This window comes from Ohtaekwangia sp. (genome assembly GCF_036786105.1).
GTDB lineage: Bacteria > Bacteroidota > Bacteroidia > Cytophagales > Cyclobacteriaceae > Ohtaekwangia.
This window is the reverse complement of sequence record NZ_DAIQRQ010000029.1, coordinates 42,595-60,093: the sequence shown is the minus strand read 5'-3', so window position 1 is coordinate 60,093 and position 17,499 is coordinate 42,595. Positions and strand designations below refer to the sequence as shown.

The 17,499-nt window shown below is 44.7% G+C and carries 17 protein-coding genes; 9 read left to right on the top strand and 8 right to left on the bottom strand.

The annotated features are described in order from the left end of the window. Positions 1-267 precede the first annotated feature (267 nt). Positions 268-1,041 carry a class I SAM-dependent methyltransferase gene (locus V7Q33_RS13405; RefSeq protein WP_333820158.1) on the top strand — a complete coding sequence of 258 codons (774 nt, stop codon included), beginning with the start codon at positions 268-270 and terminating at the stop codon, positions 1,039-1,041. Positions 1,042-1,083: 42 nt separating this feature from the next. On the opposite strand, the gene V7Q33_RS13400 is transcribed toward V7Q33_RS13405, so the two are convergent. Both V7Q33_RS13400 and V7Q33_RS13395 read right to left on the bottom strand, forming a co-directional pair. Then, positions 1,084-1,500: a DoxX family protein gene (locus tag V7Q33_RS13400; protein ID WP_331980757.1), complete on the bottom strand. Its 417-nt coding sequence runs from the start codon at positions 1,498-1,500 to the stop codon at positions 1,084-1,086. A gap of 410 nt (positions 1,501-1,910) precedes the next feature. Further along, on the bottom strand, positions 1,911-2,906 hold the full coding sequence (locus tag V7Q33_RS13395) for a LuxE/PaaK family acyltransferase (RefSeq protein WP_331980759.1): 996 nt from the start codon (positions 2,904-2,906) through the stop codon (positions 1,911-1,913). 35 nt (positions 2,907-2,941) lie between these two features. On the opposite strand from V7Q33_RS13395, the gene V7Q33_RS13390 reads away from it, so the two are divergent. Beyond that, positions 2,942-3,799 carry a hypothetical protein gene (locus V7Q33_RS13390; RefSeq protein WP_331980761.1) on the top strand — a complete coding sequence of 286 codons (858 nt, stop codon included), beginning with the start codon at positions 2,942-2,944 and terminating at the stop codon, positions 3,797-3,799. A 49-nt stretch (positions 3,800-3,848) separates the two neighbouring features. Here V7Q33_RS13390 and V7Q33_RS13385 read toward each other — a convergent pair whose 3' ends face one another. After that, positions 3,849-6,266, bottom strand: coding sequence for an alpha-ketoacid dehydrogenase subunit alpha/beta (locus tag V7Q33_RS13385; RefSeq protein ID WP_333820157.1), 2,418 nt, complete (start codon positions 6,264-6,266; stop codon positions 3,849-3,851). A gap of 269 nt (positions 6,267-6,535) precedes the next feature. Here V7Q33_RS13385 and ald point away from each other — a divergent pair, with 269 nt between their 5' ends. The 5 genes from ald to V7Q33_RS13360 all read left to right on the top strand — a co-directional run bounded on the left by ald (position 6,536) and on the right by V7Q33_RS13360 (position 10,808). Beyond that, positions 6,536-7,648, top strand: a complete 1,113-nt coding sequence (gene ald, locus V7Q33_RS13380; protein WP_333820156.1) for an alanine dehydrogenase — start codon at positions 6,536-6,538, stop codon at positions 7,646-7,648. Positions 7,649-7,813: 165 nt separating this feature from the next. Next, on the top strand, positions 7,814-8,590 hold the full coding sequence (locus V7Q33_RS13375) for a TerC family protein (protein ID WP_331980767.1): 777 nt from the start codon (positions 7,814-7,816) through the stop codon (positions 8,588-8,590). Then, positions 8,583-9,110: a YfiT family bacillithiol transferase gene (locus V7Q33_RS13370; RefSeq protein ID WP_331980769.1), complete on the top strand. Its 528-nt coding sequence runs from the start codon at positions 8,583-8,585 to the stop codon at positions 9,108-9,110. The genes V7Q33_RS13375 and V7Q33_RS13370 overlap by 8 nt, the downstream gene beginning before the upstream one ends. 4 nt (positions 9,111-9,114) lie before the next feature. Beyond that, a complete protein-coding gene (locus tag V7Q33_RS13365; RefSeq protein WP_333820155.1) occupies positions 9,115-10,050 on the top strand; it encodes a YheT family hydrolase in 936 nt (311 codons plus the stop codon). Positions 10,051-10,109: 59 nt separating this feature from the next. Beyond that, positions 10,110-10,808 (top strand): SOS response-associated peptidase, encoded by a 699-nt coding sequence (locus V7Q33_RS13360; RefSeq protein ID WP_331980773.1) that lies wholly within the window; start codon positions 10,110-10,112, stop codon positions 10,806-10,808. A 63-nt stretch (positions 10,809-10,871) separates the two neighbouring features. Here V7Q33_RS13360 and V7Q33_RS13355 read toward each other — a convergent pair whose 3' ends face one another. After that, a complete protein-coding gene (locus V7Q33_RS13355; RefSeq protein WP_331980775.1) occupies positions 10,872-11,816 on the bottom strand; it encodes a hypothetical protein in 945 nt (314 codons plus the stop codon). 279 nt (positions 11,817-12,095) lie between these two features. Between V7Q33_RS13355 and V7Q33_RS13350 the strand changes: the two genes are divergently transcribed. Further along, positions 12,096-12,842 (top strand): DUF1835 domain-containing protein, encoded by a 747-nt coding sequence (locus V7Q33_RS13350; protein WP_331980777.1) that lies wholly within the window; start codon positions 12,096-12,098, stop codon positions 12,840-12,842. A 103-nt stretch (positions 12,843-12,945) separates the two neighbouring features. Here the strand turns inward: V7Q33_RS13350 and dinB are convergent, their stop codons facing one another. The 4 genes from dinB to V7Q33_RS13330 form a co-directional block, all read right to left on the bottom strand. Next, the gene (dinB, locus tag V7Q33_RS13345) at positions 12,946-14,052 is read right to left on the bottom strand and encodes a DNA polymerase IV (RefSeq protein ID WP_331980779.1); all 1,107 of its coding nucleotides are present in this window, start codon (positions 14,050-14,052) and stop codon (positions 12,946-12,948) included. Between the two features lie 73 nt (positions 14,053-14,125). Then, a complete protein-coding gene (locus V7Q33_RS13340) occupies positions 14,126-14,890 on the bottom strand; it encodes an SDR family NAD(P)-dependent oxidoreductase (protein ID WP_333820154.1) in 765 nt (254 codons plus the stop codon). 70 nt (positions 14,891-14,960) lie between these two features. Then, positions 14,961-15,356 (bottom strand): helix-turn-helix domain-containing protein, encoded by a 396-nt coding sequence (locus V7Q33_RS13335; RefSeq protein WP_331980783.1) that lies wholly within the window; start codon positions 15,354-15,356, stop codon positions 14,961-14,963. Positions 15,357-15,377: 21 nt separating this feature from the next. Beyond that, positions 15,378-16,043 (bottom strand): alpha/beta fold hydrolase, encoded by a 666-nt coding sequence (locus tag V7Q33_RS13330; protein WP_331980785.1) that lies wholly within the window; start codon positions 16,041-16,043, stop codon positions 15,378-15,380. A gap of 342 nt (positions 16,044-16,385) precedes the next feature. On the opposite strand from V7Q33_RS13330, the gene V7Q33_RS13325 reads away from it, so the two are divergent. Next, on the top strand, positions 16,386-17,162 hold the full coding sequence (locus tag V7Q33_RS13325) for a response regulator (RefSeq protein WP_331980787.1): 777 nt from the start codon (positions 16,386-16,388) through the stop codon (positions 17,160-17,162). Positions 17,163-17,499 lie beyond the last annotated feature (337 nt).

Sequence of the window (17,499 nt, the reverse complement as noted above, 5' to 3'; positions counted from 1 at the left end):
CGGGGAAAGTTTTAACGGGAGAAGTTTTTTTTAGTAAGCTGTGAGCTTTGAGCTACGAGCTGAGAAAAAAAGCTGCTGGCCACAGGCTTCAGGCCACTGGAAAATGTGAGTCTGTTATTTAGTTTCCCACATCACGATAGCTATCGGGAACTGAATAACACGGCTAATACCAACATCACAACCTCAGCACACAACAGCCAGCAGCTTTTTTCTCTCGCAGCTCGAAACTAGCGGCTCGCAGCTATTTTTAAATATCTTTGCGGCCGCATGAAAAAAATTATCTCCTGGCTGATACGGTTTGTGCCGCGCAAGTACCTGCAACGTGTAGGTGGTTTTGGATTAAAGGCTGTCGCTACGTTCTTTTACCGGGGTAGTGCAGTAACATGCCCGGTGTGTGAGTATAGTTATCGCTCATTTATGCCGTATGGCCGCATCAACCCGCGACCGAATGCCTTGTGCCCCAACTGTCTTTCACTGGAGAGACATCGTCTTATCTGGTTATACCTGCATGAGCGGACTAATTTCTTTCAATCAAAGCTCCATGTATTGCATATAGCACCCGAGGCGTGCTTCATTAAACGCCTCGAAAAGATACACGGCGACTATTACATCACGGCAGATATAGAGTCGCCACTGGCGAAAGTAAAGATGGATATTCACGAGATACCATTCACGGCCAACACATTTGATGCTGTGCTCTGCAACCACGTGCTGGAACATGTGCGCGATGATATCCAGGCGATGAGTGAGATATACCGCGTATTAAAACCCGGAGGATTTGCTATACTGCAGGTGCCGTTCTTTAATCCCATTCCTGAAGTAACTTTTGAGGACAACACGATCACCGATCCACGCGAACGTGAAAAGGTTTTCGGGCAGGACGATCACGTTCGTAAATATGGACACGATTATCCCAAGCGGATGGAACGTGCCGGCCTGAAAGCCATTGAAGACAATTTCGTAAACGACTTACCGGAAGAAACCCGGAAGAAATTTGGTCTTGTTAAAGGCGAGACTTTATACAAGGGTGTGAAAGTATAAATAGTCTTTCCTAATCTGCGGGACAAAATTTATTCCCGCAGACTATGCAGGTTTACGCAGGCTCCTGCGCAACGTGGTGAGTACAGAGATAAGTTTGCATCTGTTATGGTATAATACCCACGCGCAGCACACCGTTACTGCCAGTGCAAGGAAGAAAAGATAGCCTCCATCACCTTTCACAGCTATACCCAATAAGGTTGCGTGCATACCAATCGCACCGAGCATTAACCCCATTCCCAACAATCCACCGAGCCAGGCTGTTGCCGGAATGAGCAGCAATACGGAAGCAATAAGTTCCAATACGCCCACCAGGATCCTGCCCCAGGGTTCCATGCCTACAGTGGTGAATATATATACCGATTCTTCTGAGGCTGTAAATTTGAAGTAAAGGGTTTGCAACATGATGAGTGCCGCGATCACGCGTGCAGCTCCGTAAAGAATAGATGACGTCATTTTCATATATCGCTGGTTGAGAGGTTAATCAATCCTGATATGATTCTATACGTCAAAAGTATAACCCTGATGATGAAATAATTGTCACCTGGAAGACGATCTCTGAAATATAGCCGTGTTTGTAAAGCAAAAAAGGAAACTGCGTTTTGCAATTCCCTTGGTAATATTGGTTCGCTCGTTTTTGAAACGCAAGTATTCGAACGTGCGCTCTGAAATACGCTTAGATTCTGTGAGAAGCGGATTTGTCGGTTTGCTTGGGGGCGTCTTTCCTGGTATAAGTCGGGCAAGTATACTGACTGCACGCAGAAATAAAAGCCACCAAGAGAGCAAATAAAACAATCTTTTTCATTTCTATGGGATTCAACTTCAACAAAAATAAACTTCTTTAAGAACAAAACAAAGAGTATACCCGAATCTTAACTTACCATTAAATTACATCCGCGCACATCGCTGTTATCCATTCTTCCAAGTACCTCAAACTTACCATCTTCATAAATTTTTCCAAGGTCTTCGGTTTCGATAAAAGATACGGTTTGATAGTTTGCTAAATCTATAATATTAATACCGGCTGTTTCGCCAAGTAACCCTCTCGTAAGCGGATCGGTAATATCGCGCCCTATAATTTTTACCCACGGCGGACATTCAAACAGGAATTGGCCCCGCGTGTAGGCCTGCGATAACAATTCTGTCATGCCATATTCAGAATATACCTGGTTAACATGCAGGCGTTCACGAAGAATACCGTGCAGCTCCGCCCGGGTAATTTCTTTTCTCCTCCCCTTCATGCCTCCGGTTTCAAACACCAGGCAATGGCTCAGGTCAACACCCGCATGCTGCTCCGCCAGATCGAGCAAGGCAAAGGAAACACCCCAAAGGACTATCTTTCTATCTCTTTTCCGGCGAAGCTCTTCCAGATCGTTCAGTAACTTATCGATCTGAAAAAGATAGTAGGATGAATACGTTGACTGACTTTGCCTTATGAAGTAATCCATCATGGCAATGAGTGATGAGCCTTGCCGCTCCAGGTAAGAAGGCAGTAACGCCAGGAAATGGTAATCGGAAACAGGTCCAAAAAAATATTCAAAGCACCGCTGCGAATGCTGTTGGTAAAACTTCAAATTTGCTACGGCATGCCGGCTTGCCAAAGCGCCCGTGGTGCCGCTGCTGGTAAAGGTAATTTCAGGTTGCCACGTTCCCGTTTGCAGGGCATGGCTCTTGAAAAAAGAGACCGGCATAAACGGAATGTCGTTCAACGAGCTGACCTTGTATATATCAATTGAAAAGTTCTGGATGAACGAGCGGTACACAGGGTTGTTAACGGCTTGAAAACGAAACACCTCCATAGCAATATCTACAAAGGTTTGATCGTTTACGGTGTATAATGTAGATTCAAAACTTTTAAAAGTATCCAAGCGTTACGTAACTTAACCGGGTTCAAAAATACAGAATGAAAATTACAAAGGGTCTATTGCTGTTTGGTGTTTTAATATTGGGAGTTAGCGCATGCTTTAGCCCGCCGGAATATCCCAATCAACCGAACATTAACCTGGCAGGTCTTGACTTCTATGCTGAACAGGATGCATTGGATTCGCTGGTGCTTTCCATCGACTTCCGCGATGGCGATGGCGACCTGGGGCTTGCTTCTGATGAAATCTCCTACCCGTATCATCCACGCAATTTCTTTTTGATGAACAACGGGCAGCTTATTCCGGTGCCAACCACATCTCCTTATACGAACATTCCTCCCATTATATACCTGAACGAAAATCAGCAAGGTAAACTGGTTACCAATCGCGCGCTGGATGATCCAACCTATGCCGCCAAGATGCCGCCCTATGTTTATCCCTATACCTGTAACACCTATATTTTTGACACGGTTTATGTAGAAAAGGGAGATGAAGCTATCTTTGACAAAACCTATAACATTACCGATACACTGCGCAGCTCAAATCCACAGAACAAAGACTTGTATGCAATCAAAGAAATTTTCTATTCGCAGAAGAATCCAAACTACGATAACATTACCGTAGACTTCATTCTCAGCGATGGGAAGGAACTGGATTGGGAAACGATAACCGGCACACAATGCGGTCCTTCATTTGATGGACGATTTCCGCGCTTATCCAGTAAGACCGGACCGTTGGAAGGAACGCTTCGTTACAGTATGAAATCAGAAGGTATAGCGATTGTGCTCAACTCGCAGTCCTTCAAACTTCGTGTTCAGATCAAAGATCGCGCACTCAACCTCAGCAATATTATCGAAACAGATTATGTAACGCTGGAAGGCATAAAAAGAAAAGGGTGAAGTTACTTTCACCCTTTTTTATTTTATAGTACTGAGATAATATAATCTATCAGCGTCCGTAAAGCGAAGGGAATCTGTCAGGATCGGCTTCGCTCATCATGGCATATACCGTTTCAAATACGTCTTCCGGATTTGGCTTGGTAAAGTAATCACCATCGGAAGCATACGCAGGGCGATGTTCTTTCGCAGTAATGGTAATGGCTTTTGAATCCAGGTATTTATAGGCGTCCTGTTCTTCGAGTACCTGCTGCATCATGAATGACGTAGCTCCTCCGGGAACATCTTCATCTGCAAAAATGAGTCGGTTAGTTTTCTTTACAGACTCAACAATTCTATGGTGAACATCGAAAGGCAATAAGGTTTGCGCATCAATCACTTCACAGTAGATTCCAACCTGCTCAAGGTCTTCTGCAGCTTCCATCACTACGCGGCACATCGATCCGTAGGTAACAATGGTAACATCAGAACCTTCTTTCAGCACTTCGGGTACACCGAGCGGAACATTGAATTCGCCAATGTTATCGGGTATGCGTTCCTTCAGTCTGTAACCATTCAAGCACTCCACAATGATGGCAGGATCATCCGACTTCAACATGGTATTGTAGAAGCCTGCAGCCTGGGTCATGTTACGTGGTGTAATGATATATATACCGCGAAGGCTTTGCAGCATCATGCCCATTTGTGAACCCGCATGCCACACACCTTCCAGACGATGGCCACGCGTGCGAACGACCAATGGAGCTTTCTGTCCACCTTTCGTTCTATACTGTAAACAAGCCAGGTCATCCGATAATGTAGGCAGTGCATAAATGAGGTAATCGAGGTATTGCATTTCTGCAATCGGACGCAAGCCTCGCAACGCAGCACCTATACCCTGACCAATGATGGTACACTCACGAATGCCGGTATCGGTTACACGAAGTTCTCCATGTTTTGCCTGTAAACCTGCAAAACCCTGGTTCACGTCACCGATCTTGCCTACATCTTCACCGAAGGCGAGTACCAGCGGATTGCGTGTGAGCGCTGCATCAAAGCACGCCTGCAATACTTCACGACCATCTACGATGGGCGAGTTATCACTATACTGCGCAGGCACTACTTCTGCTTTCAATGCAGCTTCTGCCGAACCACTGTATAGGTGTGAACTATAGCGATTAAAGTTATCTTCATCAGCAGCACGCAACCATTCAATCAATTCCTGCCTGGGTGCATGGTCTTCCTCACGCAAATACCGAAGCGCCTTCTTCGCAGCCTTCATGGTATCAAGGCGCGTAGCGTTGATCGCTGTATTCAACTCCGTGCGAAGCTTGTTGAGTTCTTCGCCATGTTGGCTTATAGCTTCTGCGCGTTCCAATATATCGGTTACAATGGATTGATCTTTCTTTACATCTTCCATGAACGCTTTCCAGGCGCGATCTTTCGCCTGCTTGGCCGATTGCTTTGCTTCTTTTTCAATCGCATCTATTTCTTCCGGCAGCACCATCACTTCGTTGATGATCCACTCCCGCATCTTGCGAATGCAATCATGCTCCACTTCCCACGCCAGACGTTCTTTTGATTTATAGCGCTCGTGCGAACCAGACGTTGAGTGACCTTGCGGTTGCGTGAGTTCCTCCACATGCAACAGCACTGGCACATGTTCTTCACGGCATATCTTCTCTGCCCTTTGATAGGCTTCCGTCAGTTCCTGGTAGTCCCATCCTTTGGCTGTAATGATCTCAAAACCTTTTTCATGCTTCGTGCGCTGTAGCCCGGCAAGTGCTTTTGATATACTTCCTTTTGTTGTGTGATACTCGGCTGGCACCGATATACCGTAGCCGTCATCCCAGATTGATGTGAGCATGGGCACCTGCAGCACTCCGGCAGCGTTGATTGCTTCGAAGAACATTCCTTCAGATGTCGAAGCATTACCAATTGTACCGAAGGCAATTTCATTCCCGTTGATTGAGAAGTTCGTATACTCTTTCAACGCAGGATTATTCCGGTATAGCTTCGATGCATAGGCTAGTCCCAACAAGCGTGGCATCTGTCCTGCCGTAGGAGAAATATCAGCACTGCTGTTCTTGATCTCGCTTAGGTTTTTGAATTTTCCATCCGCATCAAGCGTGCGTGTTCCAAAGTGGCCTGTCATCAGGCGGCCCGCGGTAGATGGATCTGCATCAAGATCAGTATGCGCATACAGCTGTGCGAAGAATTGCTGCACGGTAAGTTCACCAATGGCAAACATAAAGGTCTGATCGCGGTAATATCCGGAACGGAAGTCACCGTTGCGAAATACTTTTGCCATAGCGATCTGCGCTACTTCTTTACCATCGCCGAAGATTCCGAACTTGGCTTTGCCCATGAACACTTCCTTGCGACCGATGATGCTCGCTTCCCTGCTTTCTACAGCCAGGCGATAATCTGAAAGTATATCTTTCACTTTTGCCTGCGAGAACTTTGTCTTTGCTTCTTTTATTGCGCTCAAAATTTCGGGATTTGATGATACCTGTTGGATTCAAAAATAGGGAATAGTTTTACCTTTCAAAAGCACCAACGTTTGCATAAAAGGATTTAGTCAGGATGCTTTACAAATTTTATTTCGGAATTTTTCATTCACCGGAATTTTACGCGAATCATCCCTTCGTTTGCAGGCATTTATTTCGAATAAAAATGATCTTTCACACTCTCCTTTTTCATACTCAGTGCCACTGTATATTTGCAACCGCTCATTAACAATCTATTTAATAAAGTCTTATGATTATTGGTGTTCCAAAAGAAATCAAGAATAATGAAAATCGTGTAGCACTGACACCTGCAGGAACGCAGGAGCTCGTAAAGCGTGGCCACACTGTGTATGTGCAAAAGACCGCTGGCGTAGGAAGTGGCTTTCACGATGAGGATTATCAAAAGGCAGGTGCAACGTTGATCAACGATGCTGCTGAAATCTTCAGTAAAGCCGAGATGATCATGAAAGTAAAAGAACCTATTGAACAGGAATACAAGCTCATTAAAAAAGATCAGCTTGTTTTTACATACTTCCACTTTGCTTCGTATGAGCCGCTCACAAAAGCGATGATTGCAAGCGGTGCTACTTGCCTGGCGTATGAAACCGTGGAGCGTAATGATGGAAGTCTTCCGTTACTGATACCCATGTCTGAAGTGGCTGGAAGAATGTCTATCCAGGAAGGTGCTAAATATTTAGAGAAACCATTGAAGGGTCGCGGTATATTGCTGGGCGGTGTTCCGGGTGTAAAGCCTGCTAAAGTATTGGTGCTCGGTGGTGGTGTAGTAGGTACCAATGCAGCCAAGATAGCGGCTGGCATGGGTGCCGATGTTACGATTCTTGATCTTAACCTTACTCGCCTCCGCTACCTCGATGACGTGATGCCAAAGAATGTTCACACAATGGTATCTAACGAATACACGATCCGTGAGCTCATTAAAGATTCAGACCTGATCATCGGTGGTGTACTGGTGCCTGGTGCAAAAGCTCCAAAGCTCATTACCCGCGATATGCTGAAGTCTATGCGCCCGGGTACTGTATTGGTGGATGTAGCCGTAGATCAGGGAGGATGTATCGAAACATGTCAGCCTACTACACACGAAGACCCTACTTTTATTATCGATGATGTAGTGCACTATTGCGTAGCGAATATGCCGGGAGCTGTTCCTTATACCTCTACTCTTGCGCTTACCAATGCTACTTTACCGTATGCTATTCGCCTGGCCAGCCAGGGATGGAAGAAAGCATGTCACGAGAGCCTTGAGTTGCGCAACGGCCTGAACGTAATTAATGGCGATGTAGTGTATAAAGCGGTAGCCGATGCTTTCAGCCTGCCTTATACCGATGTAAAGAAATACCTGTAATCAAATACTGGTTATATCCGAAAGCCGCGGGGTACCCATACTCGCGGCTTTTGTCTTTACAACAGGTAACAGCCTGAATATAACTGAATGAAGCAACAAACCTCTTTTGGAGTATCGCGTTACTTATTCTATTTTTAGCGCCAAATAATCCGGAACATACACGGCATGGAAATATTCGTCCACGCGGAAACCTGGCTCGCCTTGTTAACGCTTACGTTTTTTGAAGTTGTACTAGGTATTGATAACATCATCTTTATTTCCATTGTTGCCAATCGCCTGCCCGTAGAGATACGAGCCCGCACCCGCAACCTGGGGCTTATCCTGGCACTGATCGTACGCATCATCCTGCTGCTCGGTATAACCTGGGTTATATCTTTTAAACAACCTTTATTCTTCCTGTCTGATATCATCGGTCACAAGCTGGTAAGTCTCTTTAGTGATCATGACCATCCCTTCAGCGGTCGCGACCTGATATTGATGTTTGGTGGCTTGTTCCTGATTGCCAAAAGTACACGTGAAATCAACCATGAAATGGAAGGCGAAGATGAACTGGAGCAGGAATCAAAAGGTAAAGCGAATGTTACCGGTATTATTATACAGATCATTCTCCTCGACATCATCTTCTCGTTCGACTCTATACTCACTGCGGTGGGATTGACAAACCATGTTTTGATCATGATCGCTGCAGTTATAATCTCGATCGGTATTATGATGATCTTCTCGGGGGCTATCAGCGATTTCATCAATCGTCACCCCTCTATGGAAGTATTGGCCCTCGGGTTCCTCATTCTCATTGGCTTTATGCTCTTCCTCGAAGGATTGGAGTATGCTATACCCAAAGGATATATATACTTTGCCGTGGTATTCTCACTGCTGATTGAAATGGTAAATATCCGGGTGCGCAACAAGCGAAAGAAAGCTAAAGAAGAATTTCATGAATAATGACGAGCAACTTCGTTATCCGACTGGAAGATTTACAGCCAGGGATTCTTATGCACCGGAAGAGGTGAAAGCCAACATCAGCCGCATCGAAGCGGTGCCCGCGAAGATCGAGGCGCTGGTGAGTACACTTACGCCTCAACAGCTCGCAACACCTTATCGCCCCGGAGGCTGGACCGCACTACAGGTAATACACCATATACCAGACAGCCACATGAACGCCTACATCCGCGTAAAGTGGTCGCTGACGGAAGACACTCCCACGATAAAAGCGTATGATGAAACCACATGGGCACTAACTCCGGAGACGCGTGCTGATCCTTCGATCTCTATAGCGCTATTAAAGGCGCTTCACATCAAGTGGGTAACTTTATTGAAAGGCCTTACCAAGGAGGATCTGGAGAAGAAATTCTTTCACCCTGACTCGAAGAAATACATTCGCCTCGATCAGGCCATTGCCAGTTATGCCTGGCATGGAGAACATCACTTGGGGCATCTGAAAATCGTAGCCGGTCAACTATAATATTTTGACGAGTTATAAGCCGCCATTCTTCCTTTTCAATGCGCACCTGGAAACTATATATCCGGCATTGCTGAGAAGAGTGCCGTTGCAACCCTATCACCGCGAGCGTATTGCCACACCCGATCATGATTTCCTCGATCTTGACTGGCTCAGGCAGGGCTCATCACAACTGGTCATTATATCGCACGGACTGGAGGGAAATTCGCACCGTGGTTATATCAAGGGAATGGCTAAAATGTGTATTGCCAATGGTTATGATGTGCTGGCCTGGAATTTCAGAGGGTGCAGCGGAGAGATGAATCATCAGTTACGTTTCTATCACAGTGGTGCTACAGATGATCTGGACTGTGTTGTGCGTCACGCGATCGGCAAAGGGTATCAGCACATCACGTTAATCGGTTTCAGTCTCGGGGGCAATCTCACACTTAAATACCTCGGGGAGCAAAAGCCTCTGTCTGTTATACAAAAAGCTGTAGCCTTTTCGGTACCGCTTAATCTATATACCAGTTGCCGGAAAATATCGCTCTCTTCCAATCGCCTGTATACGGAAAGATTTCTGAAAAGCCTCAAGAAAAAAATCATCACCAAAGCAGCTTCACGAAAAGAGCTTGACATTACGAACATTCAGAACATTACTTCGCTCATCGATTTTGATAATCGCTACACAGCACCACTACATGGTTTTGGGAGCGCTATAGATTACTATACACAATGCAGCTCGCTGCAGTTTTTACCAGCCATCACTGTATCTACCCTTATCATCAATGCACAGAACGATCCGTTCCTCAGCGAAGATTGTTACCCGGTAAAATTACTGGAAGGCCATCCGTATGTACGTTTCGAAAATCCTTTATATGGTGGTCATGTGGGTTTCGCTCAATTCCATAAAAATGGATTATATTGGAGTGAAGAGCGCGCAATGCATTTTATAAACGATTAACTTGCACTGCAGTAAATCTCTTTGGAAGCCCGACAAAAAACACTGCTTTACTACTCTGTATGATTGAACACTACAGCATTACCGCTACACCTGAAAAGATACGCGAAAGGTTCGCTGTGGATGTTCCGGAGTTTTTCAAGCCTCGGTACAATGCTTGTCCTACGCAATTGCTACCGGTAATAACCAATTCTGCACCTGAGGGCGTCTCAACTTTTTATTGGGGCACATCACCGGAGTGGTCGAAGAACAAATCGCTTAGCGAGAAGATCATCAATACACAAGTAGAGTTCATTCACGATAAACCTGCTATAAAAAAGATATTGATGAAAAGCCGGTGTATAGTTCCTGCCGATGGCTTCTATGCATGGAAGCGGGCCGGCAAGAAGACACGTATACCCTACCGTTGTATCTGTACTGACCAGGAGCTATTTTCTTTCGCAGGATTGTGGGAGGAATATGAAGATACAGAGGGCAATGAATTTCATACCTTCACCATTATCACTACACCAGCTACTCCGTTGGTGGCTTCTATTCAGGAACGGATGCCGGTAATTCTTTCGCCTAAACAAGAGAGTATATGGTTAGCAAAAGACAGCACGGAGACTGACCTCATGGAGATTTTGAAAGCATACAGTGCCGATCGCATGAGCCACTATCCCGTGTCGCCTCGCATTAGCGATGTCATGGTAGATGTACCTTCGCTTATACGCCCTGCACCTGCTTCCGATCAGTTCGGAAATTTGACGTTGTTTGACTGAGCCGTTATCAGTTACAGGTTAATCGTTAACTGACGCTTCTAACAGTTAACTGTTAACGAAAAATCAGAATCCATCATCCTTCTTTTCCTCCTCTACCGGATCTTCTTTCGGAGTATCGTCTTTCTTCTTGGACTTCTTTTCCTTTTTCTTACGAGATTTCTCTTCAGTTGGAGCCGTAGCATTGGTTTCGATCTCGTCAGCCGGTTTCTTTTTCTTTTTCAGGAATGAAAACAGACCTTTCTTTTCAGGCTGCTGCTCTTGCTGCGCTGCCGGCTTCTGCTGCTCATCTTCATCTACATAGTCGAAGTCATCTTCCTTAGGCGCAGGTATAGTTTGCGTTGCCGTTGAATCTGCCGGCTCCTCTTTTTTCTTCTTTTTGAATATATTCTTAAAGAAACCAAAGAATCCTTTCTTTGCCTTCTTTGCTTCTTCTGCTTTCTGTGCTTCCTGGCCAAGCTTCGCCAGTCGAACATCCGGCAATACCAGGTAATCGCGCAGATACCACATGTAGTTATCCTGCTCTACATTGAAAGTAATTTCCGTTACAATATAACGTGGTGTTTTTGGAACATATTTGCCGGAGGCAGGATCGTATATAAGGCTGTCAGGATAATCGTATTTCAGCATCCGAACCTCTTTATCCTTCGAAATCATGTAGACACTGTCTTCAGCAGCAGTTGTAGTGTCGCGCTCCACATCTTCGATGTAAATGCTGTCGATCACAGAGCGTGCAGCCAGATCAAGTTCAGCACCTGGCACAACGCCATCCTCTCCATCCATGCCAAAATCTGGTTTCAGGGAATCGGGCACAGCAACGTACACCGGTTTCATCGGCACCGTCTGCATGCTTCGTATCTTCTTCCGGTAAGAGGTGTGCTCAGCAATCAGGTATTTGTTCTTGCTGGCAGTAAATACTTTAGGTGTAGAATCTTCCTGGAAATAGCTGAATTTCTTACGAAGTTCATTCTTATCGTAAATAAAAGCACTCTGGTACGCAGGGCATATCATGCGCTGGGTACAGGCACTTAAAAGTAGGCAAGCACAAATAGATACAAAAAATGCCCTCAGCATGAACAGGGTAATTCAAACAAAAATAAGGATTTTAGGGAGAACTGATTCTCAAAACCCATTTATTATCAAATTTAGGAGGTTATTCATGCGCTAAATAACGCCAGAAGGTGAAATTTAGTCCGCAGGAGAAAGGAAAAATCAGTTTGCAGCCGTAGCTATTCCTAATAGCTATTTTCAAAATGCTACCGTAACTTTACTAACACCACCCCATCAGCCATGGTCTATCACATTTTGAACGGAGATTCGCTTGCAATGACCTTTCCTGAAGCCGGACTCGCAGGAGAAATTGTAGTGATGCGCGAAGGACTTGTGACAGGCGACTTACGCGGTGACGACTTGACGACATTCTTCAAGAACAGAGCCGCTTACCTGCAAACATCACATGAAGATTATAATGCTAAAGTTGTTTCGCAATTAAAGAAGCTGATAACTGCTCCTGAGTCGTCTACATTTAATCTCTGGTTCGGTTACGATCTGTTCTGCCAGGTAAACATGTGGTTTATCATTTCACTGCTCTACGATTTGTCAATCAAAAAAGATGTGTATGTAGTATACCCTACATTTCTGCCAGACGAAAAAATATGGGATGAATATGGTATGGCTACCGGCCCTGACCTGATAAAAAGTTATAACGGCCGCGTACGCTTCAATGACAATGATTTCAAATTAGGCGAAGCACTTTGGAATGCCTATAAAACTAATAACCTCCACCAGTTGGAGAGTTTATGCAGAATAAAATCAGCGTGCTTTCCACACGCAACAGAAACTTGCCAGGCTCACTTTGATCGCTTTGCTGCTGCCGGCGAAAAAAGTATGCTCACCAACATTATCGAAGAAATAATCCACAGCGGCTCCGATGACTTCAACAAAGCTTTCCGTGAATTCCAGAAACAGAAAGGTGTATATGGGTTCGGTGATGTTCAGTTTAAAGAACTGTACGATAGCGTAGTGCGGGGCAACTGACTGTGAGCCGCTGATATAGTTACTTCAGCATTCGTTACACGTTATCAATTAATCGTTATCAGAAAAGTGCCTTCACCCGGTTAACCTGTAACCGATAACGCTCTCAAAACAATTTCAATTGATCTGGTGCCTCATCTTTCTTTTCACGCATCACCACTTCACCAAAATTCGAAAGCGATATACCGAGTAGTCGCACTTTTTTATTAGTCATGTCAACAGCTTCTAATAAGTTCTTTACGGCTGATATAATCGTATCGAGATCATCTATACCTTGCGTGAATGACTGACTCCGTGTAATCACCTTGAAATCGCTATACTTGATTTTTAGTGTTACAGTTCTGCCCTTCAGATGATGGCGTTTCAGCCGCTCACTCACTACTGGTGCAATCTTGACCAGTTCTTCGTACATCTCAGAAAAATCTTCCAGGTCGTACGGAAATGTATCTTCAGCTCCTACCGATTTTGTTTCACGATGCGGTTGTACTGCACGGTCGTCCTGGCCACGAACGATCTTATAGAAAAAGTGACCGGCCTTTCCAAAATGCTTTACGAGTTCATCTTCGGTTAATCTTTTCAAATCAGCACCAGTGTGCAGTCCCATATTTTTCATTTTTGAAGCGGTAACTTTTCCAACGCCAAAAAATTTTTCCACACCTAAATTTTCCATGAAGGATTGAATACGTGACGGCCCAATAAAAGTGAGTCCATCCGGCTTCTGCATATCGGAAGCAATCTTCGCCACAAACTTATTAATAGATACACCTGCCGATGCTGTGAGTTGCAACTCCTCTTTGATGGCAAGCTTGATCAGCGTTGCAATCTCAATGGCAGAGCCAATCGCCTGCTTATCGTGTGTTACATCCAAATACGCTTCGTCTAGGGAAAGCGGTTCAATGAGATCGGTATATCTGTGAAAGATCTCCCGTATCTTCTGAGAAACTTCTTTATATACATCGAACCGCGGTCTTACAAAAATTACTTCCGGGCAAAGTTGTTTTGCCTGTTTGGAAGGCATAGCGGAGCGAACACCGAATTTACGTGCTTCATAACTGGCGGTAGCCACTACACCTCCCCTTCCTTCCGGAGAACCACCTACGGCAATAGGCTTACCACGATACTCCGGATTATCGCGCTGTTCAATAGATGCATAGAAGGCATCCATGTCGATGTGAATGATCTTTCGATACAGTGGCGTGACCTGATTTTCCATGAAACGAAACAGCCGTCACTACAAATATAAGGTGAGCGGGTTGCTTACGTCCATTATATTCACCGCATATAAATTACAAGAACATTCCACCAGAAGCTTCAATGCGCTGTGCGTTGATCCAGCGCGCATCTTCAGTACACAAGAATGCAACCACACCACCAATATCATCCGCCTGGCCCACGCGACCTAAAGCAGTCTGCGATGCGATAAAGCCTTTTACTTCGGGGTGAGATTCAAATGCATTCTTCGTAAAATCTGTTTCGATTGCACCAGGCGCTACCACATTGGCGCGTATTCCTCTTGGCCCAAGTTCTTTTGCCAGGTATCGTGTAAACACTTCGATGGCACCTTTCATAGAAGCATATGCGCTATAGCCAGGCGTTGCAAATCGCGCCAAACCTGTAGACAAATTAATGATACCCCCTTGGTCTGCAAGCTGCGGCAGCAGCTTTTGTGTGAGAAAGTAAACACCCTTAAAGTGTACGTTAAACAACGCATCAAACTGTTCCTCAGTAGTCTTTACGAAGGGTGCTGCCCAATCGATGCCTGCGTTATTAATCAGAAAATCAAAATCCTCACGTCCCCAATGCTCTGTCAATACAGCTGCTAGCTGCTTTGAAAACGTGTCAAATGCGGACACACTGGCTGTATTCAACTGAAGGGCTGCTGCTTTCCGTCCAAGGCTGACAATCTCGTCAACCACGGCTTCCGCTTCTGCCTTTTTGCTGTTATAAGTGAGCACCACATCAATACCTTTTCTGGCAATGCTGATTGCTGCATTTTTTCCCAAGCCTCTGCTACCGCCGGTTACCAACGCTATTTTAAGATTAGTCTGCATAATTGTATTGTTTAATTGACAACACAAAATTCCGACATACAGACCTCAGAAAAATGGTAACAGTTTCCGATTAAATGGTAACTACTTCCGATTCTATAAACTGTTGACGGTATTGACGAGGTGTTTTTCCTTCGAACCGTTTAAAGAACTTCGTGAAATTGGTAGGATCATCGAAGGTGAGCCGATAACTGATCTCGGCTATTGCCATAGGCGTTTCGCGCAGCATACGCCTGGCTTCGGCCATAAGCCGTTCTTCCATAAAATAGCAAGGCGACTTTCCTGTAGTAAGCTTTATGGTGTTACTAAAATGCGTGGGATGAATGAAGAGCCGCGCCGCAAAATCCTTAATGTGATATGACTGTGTAGTTTTGCCCGCCAGTATATCCTGCATGTGTTCTTCCAGAATCTCCAAGTAACGGGCTGTGATCTCATCTTTTCGCGTCAATATCTTTTGTGGCAGCGGCATACAGTAAGATAAAGGTTTGAATCAATTGATTTTGTTAGCTGGAACATTGTCTGAACAGAGCACCTTTCGCAGGATCATGCTGATCTCCTGTGAGCGGTTTACAACCATAAAATGACCTCCCTGCGAAATCGTATAGTCTGCTTGAGAGAAAGGTAACAACCGGTCGGATGTTCCATGTATTAAAATGACGTTTGCCGGTACCGTTTTATTTTTCCAACGAACAATTTGTTCAATCGCCCATTCCAGAAATGCCTCATCCGTCTGGCAGATAATCTTGTTTAACAGTGAGCGCTCCTGTGCTGATGATACACTAAAGAACCACGCTGCTATGCCGGTTAATTTTTTGAACTGACCGCGCGGCATCAGCCTGTTGAAACGGATCAACCCCATGAATCGGTAGTATGCCGGGATGTCAGCTCGTGTTTTGGCGGAGGAAATAAGAACAATTTGCTCAGTTTTTATCAGTTTCCCGATCTCAATGGCAATCATACCTCCGAATGAGACCCCTACCAGTATGGGATTACCAACAGTAATCTGATCCAGCAAACGCTGTGCGTACGTTTCTATAGTCTCCGATTGTGCAGGCTCGACCCACTCTATACAAGTAGTTCTATAACCAGACAAATCAAGAAAATCAAAAACTCTTCTATCTGCACCCAGTCCGCTTAGCAAGTAAAGGTCTTTCATGCCATGCCTTATTTTTTTGATACTGTAGATTCAAATTAAGAAGGTTGTTCTATTATAAAAATGTGCCCGCCAACGGCAACAGACAATAAATAATTTTTTTCTTTTATGGATTGTCACAATTACGGATATTTCCCGCCAGGTGGTCCGGTACTTTATTATCCGATTATAGTATAATTTTGCCGCTCATCCGTTGTTTGTAAGCGTTAAAATTCAAAATACAACATGTAACCATTCTTTATATCAGTATTTATACTGACACCACTCTCAATTCTTCACGGATGCGTGACAAATTCAAATTAAGTATACTTGCCACATAAACGGCTCGCTTTTTCACCTACCTTCATGGAAGAATTTAGTTTACGGGAAGCCTGTTATAAACTGGCTAATAAACTCAACCGGTATCGGACCCCGTTGTTGGGGCTGAACATTGATGTTCAGTTGGCCGATGCGTACTGGGGCAACCGCGAAAGGCTGCTCGGTGCCATTAAGCATGGCTGCCTGTTCCTTTCCAAATCGTTCGATGTGCAAGAGATCTTCATTGAAATTACCAGCAAAGATCAATTCGACAACACAACAACGCTTCTAATAGATATTACCGCTTACGAGCGGGAACATCCCGGAGGCCCCCGTAAGGGAAACGAAAAGAAAATAAGCTTTCCATTCACACTTATAAATGCGCCTTCCGAAAACTCGAAGCGTCCATTTGAATCAAAACGCGTATTAATCGTTGAAGACAGCAGGATTAATGCCCTCGTTTTCCAAAGTTTCCTGGAAGGATGGGGTTGTTGCACAACTATAGTTGAAACCGGCGAAGATACCGTATCGCTGGTATGGAAAGAATCTTTCGACCTTGTGCTGATGGATGATCTCATTCATGGTATGGATGGCAATGCTACCACGGAAAAAATCCGGAAGTTCAACAAACATGTTCCCATCATCAGTTGCCTCACTTCTCCGGTTTTAAAAGAAAATATTGCCGCTGCACTCAATGCGGGAGCAAGCAGTTGTCTGTTGAAACCGGTAAACAGCGCGGAGCTTTTTCGAATTCTTTCAAAATACTTGTATAAAACAACAGCCGCTCCGCTCTACGCTGCCACGCGCACTGATATTCTTCAATAAGCTATAATTTGAATTATAACTTTCGACGCCTGCGACAGGCTGGCTGTAAATAATTACAGCTCGATTCTGCCATCTATAGGGTAGCTCGAAGTATTTATATCATATCCATATATTATACTCCCAGACGGGTCAACGTTTATCCTTATAAATTGACCTATACAATCACTATATATCTTATAACTTGAATTTTGCCCGACTATAAAACAAAGGGGCACACAAATTAATGTGTGCCCCGGACCCAAACCCCACTGTCGAAACTAGCGGAGAAATCTTTAAACTATTAAAGCAACATTCACTATTTATTTGCTTTATCTCTTACTTGACGATGCAAAGTAAA